We start from the raw sequence: 14,894 nt of genomic DNA on the forward strand, positions 1-14,894 counted from the left end.
ACGGCTATGGTATCATAGGATCAGCGTCACCGGCAGCCGCGCGGCAACGACCATGCAGCGCCGGTGCTCCGTACACAGGGCGATTCTCGCGTTGGGAGATACTTGGAGGATTCGATGGCTGATACACAGTATGATCTCGCGATCATCGGCTCAGGGCCGGGCGGTTATGTCGCTGCGATTCGCGCCGCGCAGCTTGGCATGAAGGCCGCGATCGTCGAGAAGGATGCCATGGGCGGCGTCTGCCTCAACGTCGGCTGCATCCCCAGCAAGGCGCTGCTGCACACCTCAGAGCTGCTGGAGCACGCCCGCGACGGCAAGCGCATCGGGTTTGTCGCCGAGAACGTGCGGCTGGACTTTCCCGCGCTGATGGGCCACAAAGAGCGTGTGGTCAAGCAGATGAGCGGCGGCGTCGGCAGCCTGATGAAAAAGAATAAAGTCGATGTGTATAAAGGCTTCGGTCGCGTCGCCGGGCCGAACAGTGTCGCCGTGCAGGGCGACGGCGGCGAGCAGACGATCAGCGCCAAGAACATCATCATCGCCACCGGCTCGACGCCCAAGTCGCTGCCGTTCGCTAAGATCGACGAGGAGCTTATTCTGTCGAGCACAGGCGCGCTCGCGCTCAAAGAGGTGCCGAAGCGGCTGGTAATTATCGGCGGCGGCGTGATCGGTGTCGAGATGGGCACGGCCTACCACTCGTTCGGCTCCGAGGTGACGATTCTGGAGGCGCTGCCGCGCATCGTGTCGCTGGCCGACGAGGAGATCAGCGCCGAGCTAGCCCGCGTCTTCCAGCGCAAGGGCATCAAGGTGCAGACCGGCGTCAAGATCGGCGGCGTCGATCCGACCGATGGCGGGATCGCGGTGATGTACACCGACGCCGAGGGCAAGGAGCAGCGCATCGAGGGCGATAAGCTGCTGCTCTCGGTTGGGCGCGCGCCGCTGACGCAGAACATGGGCCTTGAGGAGGCGGGCGTCGAGCTGGACGAGCGCGGATTTATCAAGGTCAATGCGATGATGCAGACCAACGTGCCGTCGATCTTCGCGATCGGCGATTGTGTGCCGACGCCCGCGCTGGCGCATGTCGCCTCCGCCGAGGGTATTCTGGCGGTCGAGTTCATGGCGGGCCAGCACGTCACGCCGATCAACTACGATCACGTGCCGTCGCCCTACTGGTCGTCGCCGGAGATCGGCCATGTGGGCCTGACCGAGGCCCAGGCCCGGGAGCGCGGCTACGATGTCAAGGTCGCCAAGTTCCCCTTCTCCGCCAACGGCAACGCGACGATCCACATGGAGCGCAACGGCTTCGTCAAGATCGTCGCCGACAAGCAGTACGATGAGATCCTGGGCATTCATATCATCGGGCCGAAGGCGACGGAGCTGCTCTCCGAGGCCGGGCTTGCGCTCTCCCACGAGGCCACCGCCGAGAGCCTGGCCCACACGATTCACGCCCATCCCACGCTCTACGAGTCGATCGTCGAGGCGGCGCACGGGCTGATCGGCGGCACGATCAACTTCTAAGCGAGCATCTCGAAGCGCGAAGTACCCCGGTCAGCACTGCCTGGCCGGGGTGTGTATGTTGGGCTATCGGTGTCCGCTCAAGGTTTGCTCAACGGCGGATCGGCAGAATTCGTGCGCGGGATGTATGCTCGTCGATCGTAATCAGCGCACCTGTTTCTAGGAGTTCAGCAAATTGGTGGAGAGCCGCGACGATAAGGGTCTGGACATGCGTGGAAAGCAAATCTTGGGTACGGATTTGCAGCACACTCGGTCCTTCGGCTCGTGTGACGGCGAGAATTGTGCCAAAATCAAGATCGTGTGTGATGATAACATAGCCGTTTAGTCTTGCATAATCCATGAGCACGCGATCAGTTGCTCGCGGATCGCCAATGCTTGACCAATGAGCGGTATGCCATCCCGATCGTTCTAACCACTCTACCCAAGCGGGCGGCAGATTCATATCAATGAGGAGTTTCATGCAGCAGAACTCAGGGGTACATCAAGTTCCTCGACGCGCCAGGCTGCATATGCCAGCGCTTCACGCACATCCTCCACCTCCAGATACGGGTAAGCACGCAAAATATCTTCCGTCGAGTAACCAGCCGCGACCAGACCGACAACCGTACCGACCGTGATTCGTAGCCCACGGACACAGGGCTTTCCACCCATCACCTCAGGGTTAAATGTAATTCGTGTAAAGTCTTTCATTGCTCTACCCCCATCACCTGGACTTGATCCATTATACATGAACGGCTTGGTCAGGCTATCAGTTTTGGTGCAGCATCGCCCCGCCGCCGCTTGTGATCAAATCTCCATCCGGCGGTATCAACCCGTTTCCGCCGGACAAGCCCTGAGCGTCTAGCATGCGCTTGTTGGCACGCACGTTGTACATGGCGATCCTGTTGGCGAGCAAAGGTGGTTGTATCATTGGCGTATCTACGAAAGGAACAATCATGCGACATACGTCAGACCACGTTGCCATCGATCTGATCGCCCTTGCTATCATCCGTGATGCGGACAAGATTGTGCTGGTCCAGCAGCAGCATCGCGCTGATCTACCCCCGTACTGGGTGCTGCCCGGTGGCCTGGTTGAGGCGGGCGAGCTCGTCACCGAGGCCCTGATCCGCGAAGTTGCGGAGGAGGCGGGCGTGCATGTCGATGCGCTCTCGCACCTCGCGTGTTTGTCTCACATTGACCGCCCGGCGCAGCGTGCCCAGAGCATTGCCTTTATCTTTGAGGCTGAAAGATGGCACGGGGAACTCGCGAGCTGCGATCCCGATGCCGAGGTGCTTGGCGTCGAACTCGTGCCCCTGACGGAGGGCATCAGCAGGCTACAGTCGAACGGCGGCTGGTCCGGCATCCAAACGCCCGTGCTGGCCTATTTACGCGGTGAGCGGGCGGCAGGCGCTAATTGGTTCTACCGCGAGGACGGCGACGGGCAGCAATGGATTGCCTGCATGCCTGGGTGATCAGGATAGCCGCTGGTGACGGCCAGCGCGGAGGGTAGACCATAGACCGACCTGATAACCTGTGCTATACTCAATAAATGAGAATAATTATCACTTTCAATTAGATACTGTTATGCACCATAAACTACGCACATTCATGCGCGACAACCCGATCCCGTTCATCGCGCTGCTCGGCCTGCTGGGCGGCGTGATCGCGCGCTGGGGCGTTGGACAGCCGCAGATCGCCAGCTGGATCTGGATGGCTACGCTAGCGCTCGGCGGCGCGCCGCTGGTCTGGGAGACGCTGCGGGGTATGCTGCGCGGGCAGTTTGCCTCCGATGTCGTAGCGATGCTGGCGATCAGCACCGCCGTGGTGATGGGCGAATATTTCGCGGGCATCGTGATCGTGCTGATGCAGAGCGGCGGCGAGGCACTCGAAAACTACGCGCTGCGCCGCGCGTCGTCCTCACTGGATCGGCTGCTGGCGCGCGCGCCGCGTGTGGCTACGCGCAAAACCGACGAGGGCTTGCAGGAGATCGACGTAGCCGAGGTGTGCGTCGGCGATACACTGATCGTACGGCCCGGCGATCTGATCCCGGTCGACGGGTCGCTGCTCTCGGAGCGCGCCGACATCGACGAGGCGGCGCTGACGGGCGAGGCGCTGGCGGAGGGCAAGCAACCGGGCGATCGGCTGCTGAGCGGCAGCGTCAACGTGGGCAGCGCGTTCGAGATGCGCGCCGACAAGCTCAGCGAGGAAAGCCAGTACGCCAAAATCGTCCAGCTCGTGCGAAAGGCACAGGAGGAAAAACCGGCGATTCAGCGCCTCGCCGACCGATACGCGGTCTGGTTTACGCCGCTGACCCTGGCGATGTGCGGCGTCGCCTGGGCGCTGACCGGCGATCCCCGCACGATTCTATCGGTATTGGTCGTCGCCACGCCCTGCCCGCTGATCCTGGCGACACCGATCGCGATCATCGGCGGCATTAACCGCGCGGCAGAGGCCGGGATCATCGTCAAGGGCGGCGTGGCGATCGAGCAGATCGGCCAGGCGCGAACAGTCGTCTTCGACAAAACCGGCACGCTCACCTATGGCACGCCGGTCATCGAGCGCGTGGTACCCTTCAACGGCGTAGCGCCGGATGGGCTGCTCTACAAGGCGGGCAGCGTCGAACAGCTCTCGTCGCATGTGCTGGGGCGGATACTGGCGCAGACCGCGCAGGAGCAGTGCGGGTCGCTGGCACTGCCGACCAACTTCCGCGAGACGCCGGGGCGCGGCGTGGAGGGCGAGATCGAAGGGCAGCACGTGATGGTCGGTTCGCCGCGCTTTCTGGCGGAGCGGCTGGGTACTGGCGAGCTTCGAGCGAGCGATAAGGCGGGTTTCGGTCATGGCCTGACCGCGCTGATCGCGATCGACCGGCAGCCAGCGGGCGCGATCCAGTTCAACGATCAGATCCGGCCCGGCGTTCCCGAATTGATGCATCGGCTGCGCGAGCTGGGCGTGCGGCGCACCGTGATGCTGACCGGCGATCACGTTGAGAACGCCGAGGTCATCGCGCGCGCGGCGGGCATCGATCAGAGCCAGGCGAACCTGCTGCCTCAGGATAAGGTCGCGGCGCTCGAAGCGCTCAAGCAGCGCAGCGCGCTGATTGTGATGGTCGGCGACGGCATCAACGACGCGCCCGCGCTGGCGACAGCGACCGTCGGCGTGGCGCTGGGCGCGCACGGCACGGGCATCTCCGCCGAAGCCGCCGACATCGTGCTGCTGGTCGATGACGTGACCAAGGTCGGCGATGCGGTTGCGATCGGGCAGCGCATGCTGCGGATCGCCAAACAAAGCATCTACGTCGGGCTTGGCCTGAGCTTTGCCTGCATGGTCGTCGCCAGCTTTGGGCTGATCCCGCCGACCATCGGCGCGCTGCTGCAAGAGGCGATCGATGTCGCGGTGATCTTGAACGCGCTGCGGGCGCGCTAGAACAGGCTAGCGGCTACGGGTAACGCCGACGCGGGCACAGTACGCCGCGACCGGACAGATGCTACAGCGGGGCGATGTCGGATGGCAGATGTTCTGGCCGAGCGTCACGAGCAGGCCATTGATCGCCGTCCAGTGCTCAGGCGGCAGCGTGTCGCGCAGCGCGAACTCTGTCTCCTCCGGTGTTTTGGTCTGGATATAGCCCCAGCGATTGGTGATCCGATGCACATGCGTGTCCACGCAGATGCCCGGCAGATCGAAGCCCATCGTCAGCACCAGATTGGCCGTCTTACGGCCCACGCCCGGCAGCGCCAGCAGAGCATCCAGATCGGCGGGCACCTTGCCGCCGTGGTGCGCCAGCAGCAGCGCGCAGACCTCGCGGATCGAGCGGGCCTTGGTGCGATAAAAGCCCACGGGATAGATCAGCTCGGCGATCTGCTCCTCGCGCAGCGCCAGCATCGTCTCCGGCGTATCGGCGGCGGCGAAGAGACGCGGCGCGACGACCGCCGTCAGCGTGTCCTTGGTGCGTAAGCTGAGGATCGTCGCGATCAGGATGCGAAAGGGCGTCTGGCTATTGGCGTTCGTCCCATCGATCAGCGGCGCGGGATAGTCGGGCATGGTCGCATGAAGCGCCTGCATGGCCGCGTGAATATCAAAATCGGATCTGTGCATGCCTCTGATTGTACCAGCCGCCCGCGCCCGATGGGACAGTCGCGGCACGTGCGGGCGCCGACAGATCGCTCCAGAGCAGGTGCCAGTCGCCTTTTTGCGCCACCGAGTCGTTGACCCAGATCAGGTAGTGCCCGGCGGTGAAGGCCCTGCCGCCGCCCTGATCGAGCGCCTCGACGCGGCCTGTGTCGGGATGATACAGCTCGATCCGCTCGTTGCGCGAAGAGATCCAGGTAACGCCCTTGCCGCCGATGCTCGGCATATCGTAGCCCAGCGGGACGGGGCTGGCGTTGGGATCGGCCTTCGCAACCTCTTTGCCGGAGCCGGTCGTGAGATCGTGGAGATACACGCTGCCGTAGGCAAAGCGCGTCGCCGTGGTTTTCCAGACGACGTAGCGATCGTGGACCTGCGGCATCGAGGCGCGGCCGTTGGTCGAGAGCGCTTGCAGCTTGTCGGATGCGAGATCATAGGCATAGACGTTGCTGGTGACATTCGCCATATCGCTGGTATCGACCTGGCTCCAAACAATCGTCGCGCCGTCGAAATCGATCTGATCGACGACGAACGCAGGCTCCAGCGTGGTCAGCGCGCGATTGGTCCGCGCTTCGAGATCGAAAAGCATCACCGTCTCGACTCGTCGCTTATCTGCCGTCTCGGCCTCATCCACCCAGACGATCTGCGAGCCGGAGATTGCGAAGGCCAGCCCCACCGGATTGCCGGTTGTGCCCGCGCTGATCGTGCCAGCCTGAACCTTCTCCTTCGTCACGGTGTTGATCGCCATGACGCGCTGCGGAGTATCCAGGCGGCTATACACGGCCCACGCGCCATTGCCAGCGACGCTGCCTAGCCTCGCGTTGTCGGCGCGAGGATCGACCAGGAATGTCTCGCTGCCGGTCGCGGGATCGATCATGCAGACTCCCGTCGCCTCGCTCTGCTTCTGCACGCCACACGAGAGATAGATCCGACCATCGTCGGCAACCACTACGCCGGAGTAGCCGGTCGTCGGCTTTAGCGCCAGGGTGCGATAGGGCTTGCCGCTGACGGGAATGACATTCAGCGGCTGCTGCCCAGGCGACACGCTATCGGCGCTGACAGCGCTGGTGGTGGGCGAGGTCACGGCAGCTTTGGGCACCGGCGGGTTAGCTGCGGTACAGCCGCCGAAGAGCATCGCCACGAGGAAACCGGCAAGCGCGGAGCGCAGCATGGTTGTAGGCATCATAGAGTTTTTCTTCTAATGCTCAGTAAAAAGGAAAACCAGGGAAGAGCCAGCGACTCCTCCCTGGCGCACACATCTGGAGACTACCAGATCAGGTTGTAGCGGGCGGTGGTGCAGCTTCCGCTGCCATCCTTGTAGTAGATCGCATCGGCAAAGTTGTTGGTATTTGCCCAGTGCTGATCGGCAGGATTGTACCAGCTATCGCGGTAGTAGATCCTGGCCGAGGCGTCCGTGCCGTTGTAGACGCCGTCGTAGCCGTTGATCGTCAGATAGTGGCCGACGCTGGTGCTGCCGCCGCACCAGCCGGGGAGGCAGTAGGGCGTGCCGTCCGGCGGGTTCGGGTTGACCAGCGCGATCAGCGGCATGCGATAGGTGCCGACCGTGTTCTTGGTCTTGGCTTCCAGATCCTTCGCCGCCCAGTACAGCGAGTCGTGGTTGAGGCGAATGGCCTCGTAGAAGCCGGCCCAGGGCAGGCCGGGCGTGCGCGCGTTGAGCGTATCGCGGATCGGGAGCAGACACGTGCCGTAGGGATTGCTGCATCCGACGTTGCCGGGATTCTCCCACGAGCGGATCTGGTCGAGCGAGTAGCCGTACTGGCCCTTGTAGTAGAAGACCGACTGTGTGGCAGCCTGCGCGCAGTACGCGCCGCAGGGATGCTGGCTCACGCCCGGCACCGACAGAACAACGGCCTGAGCGGTGACATCGCCGCGCGCCTTGCGGGCCTCGGCCTCGCGCATCTTGCGCTCGTGCGAGCGCTGCTGCTCCTTCTCGTACAGGTCTGGCGTGATCAGGCCCTCGGGAACAATATTGTTGACTTCGCTGGGCTTGTCGGGGCCACCGCCTGCGAATGCAGCGCGTGGAAGGCTGGCGAGCGCGATCATCATGACCAACAGGGCAAGCATGCTGAGCCGTTTAGAAAACATACCAAGTCTCCCCAATGAAGATGTCCGATCCCGATGCGCGAGCGTAGGTGGCGGTTCCCAGCCGATGCTCCGGCATCGCACCTCCTTGGTAGCGCAATCCAGGCGAACAGGCCGACAAGCTGGCTGGGAATGGTTGGGCACAAACTAAAGGCTGCCGGTAGGGGGGACTACGACAGGGCAAAAGGTTAAATTTGGTTTACCAGTAGCCTAGCATTATCGTCTGCGGCTGTCACTGTCATTCAAGGCAATGTTATTTGCCACTTTTGGCAATCTACGAAAGAACAAGCGAACAAGGGAACAACCAAAGGCGTATCCCTTGTTCGCCTGTTCCCTGCTCTGCGGCTTAGCGCTTATCGAGGCCGTGATGAATGGCCCAGGCCAGCGCCTCGCTGCGACCCGACACGTGCAGCTTGTCGTAGATGTTGCGCAGGTAGTAGCGTACCGTGCGCTCGCTCATGTCGAGCGCCAGAGCGATCTCGTGGTTGCTCTTGGCCTGCGCCAGCACCCGCAGCACCTCCAGCTCACGGGCGGAGAGTGCCAGTGTGGGCGATGTCGCGGCGGAGAGGGTATGATCCACCACACCGGCGGCGATAGCGGGGCTCAAGCTGCGCTCGCCGTGGGCCACGCTGCGCACGGCGGCTGAGATCATCTCCGGATCTTCGTCTTTGAGCAGATAGCCGGTGACGCCAATATTTAATAGCGCCAGCACCGCCTCGATCTCGCTGTGCGCCGTCAAGATCAAGATGCGCGGCGGAGAGGGCAGCGCGCGCGTCTGACGGACCACATCGACCGTGCGCAGCCCCGGCATGCTCAAGTCCAGCACAAGCACCTGCGGCTGGAGCGTCCGGGCAAGATGAAGGGCCATATCTCCATTCTCAGCCGCGCCAAGCACCTGGATATCCGGCTGTCGCGACAGCTCGTACACGATTCCAGAGCGGACGACCGGATGATCGTCGGCGACGACCACGCTGATGCGCTGCTGGCTCATTTCGGGGCCTTTTGCGGCTACCACAGCCATATAAGTTTCCTCTCCGGGGTGCAAGCAGAAGCGATACTCCGAGACAGGACCGGAAGCCTACGAACGCACACAAGAACACCTGGGCCGCGATCGCCCTGACTGAGCCTGGAAGGCAGATCCGCTATTTTTCAGCGCCATTATACCGCTCTGCCGAAAGCTTGCCCACCGACCGCGCCTGCCGGTCGAGTTGCTCGCCTATGCTATGCTAGCGCCACATCCGAACGCCCACATCGTTTGCTGGCAATGGAAGGAGGAACCATTATGGTTTCACGTCTGACCACGCTGATCTGCGGACTCCTGATGCTCGTACTCGCCGCCTGCGGCACGCCCGCAGGCGAAACCTCAACCGGAACGACCGCCAGCCCCGCCGCCGCAACCAGCAGCGCGGCCACCCAGACGACAGCCACACAGAGCGCTACAACTGCCCCAGCCGCAGGCGCGGCAGGCCAAGGCCCATGCACGCCCGAAGCCGCAAGCGCGCCCGCGCCCGACCCGCCGATCCTGGTGATCGGCACGGGCAACACCGGCGGCGTGTTCTTCCCCTACGGCGGCGGTATCGCCCGCGTGCTCACGGCCAAGCTGCCCAAGGCGCAGGTGACGGTCGAGGAGACTGGCGGCTCGGTCGATAACATGAAGCTGATCAAGGCGGGCGATGCCGACCTCGGCCTATCTACGGTGGACTCGGCCTACGATGCGCTGCTCGGCCAGGGCGCGTACACCGACACCGGCCCGATCCCGGCGTGTACGCTGATCGTGCTCTACCAGAGCTTCGTGCATGTCGTGGCGCGCGACGGCACCGGGATCAGCACCGTAGAAGACATGAAGGGCAAGACCGTATCGGTCGGCTCGGCGGGCAGCAGCACCGAAGGCGCAGCCGACCGCATTCTGGAGGCTGCCGGGCTCAATCCCAAGGGCGACATCACCCGCGAAAACCTCAGCGTCGCCGACTCCGTTGCGGCGATGAAGGACGGCAAGATCGATGCGTTCTTCTGGATCGGCGGCCTGCCCACGGGCGCGGTAACGGACCTGGTGAACACGCCCAACGTCAAGGTCGCGTTCATTCCCACCGAGCAATATGTCAAGTCGCTGACCGACAAGTACGGCCCAGTCTATACCAGCTTCGCGCTGCCCGCAGGCACCTACGCGGGCTTCGATCAGGACGTGCCCGGCATCGGCATCGGCAACATTTTGTTCGCCAACGCCAGCATGAACGAGCAGCTCGCGTACGACATCGTCAAGACGCTCTTCGACAACCTGGCCGACGTGCAGACCAGCCATCCCGAAGCGAAGAAGCTGGCGCTGGAGGCTGCGGCGGTCGGCTCGTCGATCCCGCTGCATCCCGGCGCGATCAAGTTCTATCAGGAGAAAGGTGTGTACAAGCCGTAGCGCTCAGGTCGCCGCCCGCGCCGTTGGTTGGGCACGCCTGAGACGAGATGCCGCAGCGCCTCGCAGGGCGTGCCCCGCCCGGCAGAAGCCCCCGATTTGAGCCTGGAAGGATGCGCCTCCATGACAAAGGTCTATGATCCTGCTGCGTCCGATCCCGCCGATGTGATCGAGCCGATCAGCGAAGAAAAGGTAAGCCAGATCATCGAAGAGTTCGAGAGCGAGTCACAGACGCGCCAGATCGGCGGGGCGTGGCGTGTGCTGGCCGGAATTTTGGCGGCGGGGCTGTCGGTCTATGCGCTCTACTGGACCCAGTTCAACATTACCACGCAGGTCTATCGCGCCAGCTTCTTGATGCTCGCGCTGGTGCTCTCGTTCATCTTCTACCCGACCTTCAAGCGCGCGCCCAGAGGCTTTGCCGTGCTCGACGGCGTGCTGGCGCTGCTGGCAGTAGCAAGCCTGACCTTTTTGATCCTGAACTACGAGGCGGCGCTCCAGCGCACGGTCAATCCCACGCCGATGGAGATCTGGATGGGCGGCATCCTGATCCTGCTGGTTCTTGAGGCGACGCGCCGCACCACGGGCTGGATCTTGCCCGCGACGGCGATCATCTTTCTGCTGTACGCCTACTTCGGCAGATCGTTTCCGCCGCCGTTCCAGCATCGCGGCCAGACGATCGCGCGGATCATCGGCAAGAACTACCTGACGCTTGAGGGCGTCTTCGGCGTGCCGCTCGACGTGGCGGCAACCTTTATCGTGCTCTTCACGATCTACGGCGCGGTGCTTGAGTACAGCGGCGCCGGCAAATTCTTCCTCGACTGGTCGTTTGCGGCGCTCGGTAAGTCGCGCAGCGGCGCAGGGCCGGGACGCACGGTGACAGCCGCCGGATTTTTGCTCGGCACGGTTTCCGGCAGCGGCGTGGCAACCACGGTAACGCTCGGCTCGCTGGCGTGGCCGATGCTGCGCAAGGCGGGCTACGACCGCAACACGGCGGGCGGCATCCTCTCGGCGGCAGGCATCGGCGCGCTGCTCTCACCGCCGACGCTGGGCGCGGCAGCCTTTCTGATCGCGGAGTATCTCGAAGTCTCCTACCTGCGCGTGCTGATCTTCGCGACGATCCCGACGGTGCTGTACTATCTCTCGTGTCTGCTGATGATCGAGGCCGACTCGCGGCGGATGCATACGCAGCCGGTGCCGTTCGAGTCGCTGTCGCTGTGGGAGCTGACGCGCAAGTACGGCTACCATTTCAGCTCGCTCTTTACGATCGTGGTGCTAATGGCGATCGGCATGACGCCGTTTATGGCGGTCTTCTGGTCGATCGTGGTCGCGTTTGCGCTGAGCTTTTTGCAGCCGGAGACGCGCCTGACGTCGCTGCGGGCGCTGGCGGCGGGCGGCGCGGTGGCAGCGGCGCTGTACCTGCTTCAGATGTTCGGCGCGCTGCCGCTGCTGGGCGTGCCCGCGCAGCGCCTCTCGACGGTTGCCTTTTGGGGCGTGATCGCGGCGGCGGTCGTCTCGACGCTTCAGGTGATTCGCTCGCGGCTCAGCCGCAGGGATGCGCTGGAGACGAGCGTGGCGGGACAGCACGCGATCGGCGTCGGCGCGATCGGCGTGCTGGCGACGGCGGGCGGTCAGGAGCAGAGCCGCCTGCTGCAAGCGCTTGAGGCGGGCGGCAAAGGCGTGCTGTCGATCGCCGCGACGACCGCGACCGCCGGGGTGATTGTGTCGGTGGTGACGCTGACCGGGCTGGGGATTAAGATCTCCGGCATCATCGTCGATCTGTCGGCGGGCTATCTCTTCCTGACGATCCTGTACGCGGCGCTGGCCGTGTGGGTGCTTGGGCTTGCGGTGCCGGTCACGGCCTCGTACATCATCGCGGCGGTGATGATCGTGCCCGCGCTGACGAGCGTCGGGGTCAACGAGGCGGCGGCGCATATGTTCATCTTCTACTACGCGGTGCTGGCGGATGTGTCGCCGCCCACTGCGCTCGCGCCCTTCGCCGCAGCCGCGCTGACCGGCGGCAATCCGTTCAGGACGACGATGCTGGCCTGGAAGTATTGTCTGCCCGCGTTTCTGGTGCCGTTTATGATCACGCTCAGCCCTGAGGGCGCGAGCCTGCTGATGATCGGCGATGCGTCGGTGATCGGCTGGACCTTCTTCACGGCCTGTCTTGCGGTGGCGGGGCTGGCGGTGGCCTTCGGCGGCTACTTCGTGCGGCAGGCCAATATCGTGGAGCGGGCGCTGGCGGGCCTGGGCGGTCTGGCGCTGCTCTACGCCGATCTGCGCTTCGATGCGGTCGGGCTGTCGCTGCTGGTTGTGATGGCGGCGCTTCATCTGCTGCGCGTGCGACGCACGGCGGCTCCGGTGCAGGTGTAGGGCGATGCCGCGATATATCACGCCCCAACGGAAACGCATCGATGCACGCCGAACTACCGCCGGGCGATGAGCGGATCGCGCTCGCGGGGCAAGGCGTACCACACATCGTCGCAGGCGCGCAGATCGTCGTCGTCCAGCGTTAGATCGACGCCGCGCAAACTATCCTCAAGCTGCTCCGGCTTGCTCGCGCCGATGATATGCTTGCGGCTGAGGCCCTGGTCGTTCGGCCCCGTGCCCATCGCACCGCCGCACTTGGTCGCCAGCACGATCCGCTCGCGGGCACCGCGCTCCCTGAGCCACCGCTCAACTGCTTGATCTTCATGTGTTGCGCCCTGTGAGGCCCTCACCCCCTGCCCCCTCTCCGCTGCGGCAGGCGAGGGGGAACCTACCAGCCCGCACGCTTGTGCCTTCTCCGGCAGCAATAGGCGACAACAGGAGAGGGGGTGGCTCACACTCATCCCCTCTCCTATGCCGCAGGCGATGGGAGAGGGATGGCGCGCAAGCGCCGGGGTGAGGGCTTCACTCCCCATCGCCAAGCTGCGCCAGCAGCCTGCCCGCCTCCTCATACGCGACCTTGTACGTGTAGTCCGGCGGCCCGTCGCACGTCGCCAGCCTGCGCGCCTCGTGGGCGTGATTGAGCGCCGTTGTCCTGTCGCCCGCCTCTGGCGCCATCTGTGCCAGGAACAGATTGACATCCGCGCCTTGCAGCACGTAGCCGCTCCGCTCAGTGATCATCAGCGCCTCGTTAGCGAGACTCAGTGCTTCCTCACGGTGCTCCTGCGCCGTTCGCAGCTTGGCGAGTTCGAGGAGAATGTCGGCCTCAGTTTCTACAAGGTTGATGGTTCGGCAACGAGTCAATGCCTCAGTTAGGTGTTGATCGGCTTCTGAAAAATTACCATTGACCCGATGTGCCGCACCGAGTAGCCAGTAGGCACGGATATAGTCGCGTTCGGAAGGATACAAAGTCTTGGCTGTTTCATTAGCGAGTTCTAGTGCATGTTGTGATGCACAAAGAGCAGTTTCAAGGTCATTTATTAACAAAGCCATTTGAGCACGGTAAGCCCAAACAATGCAAAGGGATTGAGGTTCTTGGCGCGTCTCAAAGCCTCGCAAAGCCATATCGAACTCACCTTTTGCAGCTTTCCAAGTACCCCGGTAAGCTGATAATCGTCCTAAATACTGATACCCAACTGCTTCACCAAATTTATCCTTGATCTCCTGACTTAAGGTAATACTACGTCGCAGATTCACTTCTGCCTCACGAAATGCACCGATCTTCAACTGATCATCAGCCAAGTTAGTAAGACCAACAACAAGATTCCTCTTTCGCCCTTGCTTGTCACGAATCGCGATCTGCTTCTTAGAAAGTGGAATTGCATGATGGGATTGTCCTATCAGGGCATAACTATTCCCCAATTCGTTCAACGCCCACGCCTGATCGCTCTTGCGCCTCACACGTGGAAGCGAATCCTCGCCATCAGGAAATAATCTGCGCAGTAGTTCAATCCGTAACTGATATGCACCAAATTGATAGAAAGTAGCTCGGTTGATCTGTTTATAAAACAGATCACAAGCTGCATCATACTGCCTTGCCTGTACCATGTGATGATATAGCTCGATTACTGGCGAAAGTTCCTCAAGCCGTTGTACTCGCTCTGGTAATGGTATCGCTGCAAAGTGATCTTGTAATTGGTTATGCGTTGCAATACGTTCATCATTATTCAGCCGATCGTAGGCGTAGCGCCGCACGATTGGGTGCAAGTCAAAGAGATTTTTCTGCTGATCGCGCTGCAACAGACCACGAGCGATGAGATTATGAAGGTCGTCGTCAAATCCGTGATCATTCTCGGCTGCCAGAACGTGCAGAGCTTTGTATTCCATCGCTCCGCGAAAACATGCAATCCGGCTCAGCAGCTTTCGGCGCTGTGGCGTCAGGCTGCTGTACGCCTGCTCCAGCACATGATGCTGGCGCTGCTTGAGATCGCCGCTTACGTCAAGGCGTTGGGCGGCGGCAATATCGCCGGGCTGCTGGAAATCGTTGACGACAAGGCCGGCCAGCAGGCGCAGGCTCAGCGGGTGATAGCCGTAGCGCTCGCATGCCTGCTCGATCTCGGCGCGGGTGCCGCGAATGCCCTGAGCGCGGAAGAAAGCGACGGCATCGGCACGCTCCATCGCCGTTAGCTCCCGCTCGCGGCAGCCTTGCAGCATTCCGCCGTGGCTCTCAAGCACACGCGGACGCAGCCGGGTTGTCATCAGCACCTTGCCGCGTATGGCGGGCAGCGTGGCAACGCTGCGCAGAAAATGCTCGGCAATCGGGCTGACGCAATCGCGCTCGCTGGTCTGATCGTCGGGGCGGGCTTCCTCGTCGCCCTGGTAGGCCGCGCCCATACCGCTGAACGCC

13 protein-coding genes are annotated in these 14,894 nt (G+C 62.7%); 5 read left to right on the top strand and 8 right to left on the bottom strand.

All coding sequences use genetic code 11. The features are described from left to right. The first annotated feature begins 114 nt into the window (after positions 1-114). Positions 115-1,515, top strand: coding sequence for a dihydrolipoyl dehydrogenase (gene lpdA / locus VFZ66_22435; GenBank protein HEX6291961.1), 1,401 nt, complete (start codon positions 115-117; stop codon positions 1,513-1,515). 88 nt (positions 1,516-1,603) lie between these two features. On the opposite strand, the gene VFZ66_22440 is transcribed toward lpdA, so the two are convergent. Beyond that, the gene (locus VFZ66_22440) at positions 1,604-1,972 is read right to left on the bottom strand and encodes a DUF5615 family PIN-like protein (GenBank protein HEX6291962.1); all 369 of its coding nucleotides are present in this window, start codon (positions 1,970-1,972) and stop codon (positions 1,604-1,606) included. Beyond that, positions 1,969-2,202: a DUF433 domain-containing protein gene (locus VFZ66_22445; GenBank protein ID HEX6291963.1), complete on the bottom strand. Its 234-nt coding sequence runs from the start codon at positions 2,200-2,202 to the stop codon at positions 1,969-1,971. The genes VFZ66_22440 and VFZ66_22445 overlap by 4 nt, the downstream gene beginning before the upstream one ends. Positions 2,203-2,447: 245 nt before the next feature. On the opposite strand from VFZ66_22445, the gene VFZ66_22450 reads away from it, so the two are divergent. Beyond that, a complete protein-coding gene (locus VFZ66_22450) occupies positions 2,448-2,963 on the top strand; it encodes an NUDIX hydrolase (protein HEX6291964.1) in 516 nt (171 codons plus the stop codon). Between the two features lie 112 nt (positions 2,964-3,075). Then, positions 3,076-4,914 carry a heavy metal translocating P-type ATPase gene (locus tag VFZ66_22455; GenBank protein HEX6291965.1) on the top strand — a complete coding sequence of 613 codons (1,839 nt, stop codon included), beginning with the start codon at positions 3,076-3,078 and terminating at the stop codon, positions 4,912-4,914. 6 nt (positions 4,915-4,920) lie between these two features. Here VFZ66_22455 and nth read toward each other — a convergent pair whose 3' ends face one another. The 4 genes from nth to VFZ66_22475 all read right to left on the bottom strand — a co-directional run bounded on the left by nth (position 4,921) and on the right by VFZ66_22475 (position 8,737). Beyond that, positions 4,921-5,583, bottom strand: coding sequence for an endonuclease III (gene nth, locus VFZ66_22460; GenBank protein ID HEX6291966.1), 663 nt, complete (start codon positions 5,581-5,583; stop codon positions 4,921-4,923). Then, entirely contained in the window at positions 5,564-6,799 is a 1,236-nt protein-coding gene (locus tag VFZ66_22465) for a hypothetical protein (GenBank protein HEX6291967.1), read from the bottom strand. Before VFZ66_22465 ends, nth begins: the two co-directional genes overlap by 20 nt. 80 nt (positions 6,800-6,879) lie before the next feature. Beyond that, the gene (locus tag VFZ66_22470; GenBank protein ID HEX6291968.1) at positions 6,880-7,719 is read right to left on the bottom strand and encodes a hypothetical protein; all 840 of its coding nucleotides are present in this window, start codon (positions 7,717-7,719) and stop codon (positions 6,880-6,882) included. Positions 7,720-8,062: 343 nt separating this feature from the next. Further along, a complete protein-coding gene (locus VFZ66_22475; protein ID HEX6291969.1) occupies positions 8,063-8,737 on the bottom strand; it encodes a response regulator transcription factor in 675 nt (224 codons plus the stop codon). Positions 8,738-8,998: 261 nt separating this feature from the next. Between VFZ66_22475 and VFZ66_22480 the strand changes: the two genes are divergently transcribed. Both VFZ66_22480 and VFZ66_22485 read left to right on the top strand, forming a co-directional pair. Then, positions 8,999-10,123 (top strand): TAXI family TRAP transporter solute-binding subunit, encoded by a 1,125-nt coding sequence (locus VFZ66_22480; GenBank protein ID HEX6291970.1) that lies wholly within the window; start codon positions 8,999-9,001, stop codon positions 10,121-10,123. Positions 10,124-10,243: 120 nt separating this feature from the next. Continuing rightward, a complete protein-coding gene (locus VFZ66_22485) occupies positions 10,244-12,493 on the top strand; it encodes a TRAP transporter fused permease subunit (GenBank protein ID HEX6291971.1) in 2,250 nt (749 codons plus the stop codon). Between the two features lie 53 nt (positions 12,494-12,546). On the opposite strand, the gene VFZ66_22490 is transcribed toward VFZ66_22485, so the two are convergent. Together VFZ66_22490 and VFZ66_22495 are read right to left on the bottom strand one after the other, a co-directional pair. Continuing rightward, a complete protein-coding gene (locus VFZ66_22490; GenBank protein ID HEX6291972.1) occupies positions 12,547-12,840 on the bottom strand; it encodes a hypothetical protein in 294 nt (97 codons plus the stop codon). Positions 12,841-13,012: 172 nt separating this feature from the next. Further along, positions 13,013-14,894: hypothetical protein (locus tag VFZ66_22495; protein HEX6291973.1), on the bottom strand; the 1,882-nt coding region annotated here is incomplete at its 5' end.

The organism is Herpetosiphonaceae bacterium (assembly GCA_036374795.1).
In the GTDB taxonomy this organism is placed as follows: Bacteria; Chloroflexota; Chloroflexia; order Chloroflexales; family Kallotenuaceae; genus LB3-1.

Coding starts and splice junctions, on each gene's coding strand:
- VFZ66_22475 (HEX6291969.1), bottom strand. CDS start 8,737: ATGGCTGTGGTAGCCGCAAAAGGCCCCGAAATGAGCCAGCAGCGCATC.
- VFZ66_22455 (HEX6291965.1), top strand. CDS start 3,076: ATGCACCATAAACTACGCACATTCATGCGCGACAACCCGATCCCGTTC.
- nth (HEX6291966.1), bottom strand. CDS start 5,583: ATGCACAGATCCGATTTTGATATTCACGCGGCCATGCAGGCGCTTCAT.
- VFZ66_22470 (HEX6291968.1), bottom strand. CDS start 7,719: ATGTTTTCTAAACGGCTCAGCATGCTTGCCCTGTTGGTCATGATGATC.
- VFZ66_22440 (HEX6291962.1), bottom strand. CDS start 1,972: ATGAAACTCCTCATTGATATGAATCTGCCGCCCGCTTGGGTAGAGTGG.
- lpdA (HEX6291961.1), top strand. CDS start 115: ATGGCTGATACACAGTATGATCTCGCGATCATCGGCTCAGGGCCGGGC.
- VFZ66_22485 (HEX6291971.1), top strand. CDS start 10,244: ATGACAAAGGTCTATGATCCTGCTGCGTCCGATCCCGCCGATGTGATC.
- VFZ66_22445 (HEX6291963.1), bottom strand. CDS start 2,202: ATGAAAGACTTTACACGAATTACATTTAACCCTGAGGTGATGGGTGGA.
- VFZ66_22450 (HEX6291964.1), top strand. CDS start 2,448: ATGCGACATACGTCAGACCACGTTGCCATCGATCTGATCGCCCTTGCT.
- VFZ66_22480 (HEX6291970.1), top strand. CDS start 8,999: ATGGTTTCACGTCTGACCACGCTGATCTGCGGACTCCTGATGCTCGTA.
- VFZ66_22465 (HEX6291967.1), bottom strand. CDS start 6,799: ATGATGCCTACAACCATGCTGCGCTCCGCGCTTGCCGGTTTCCTCGTG.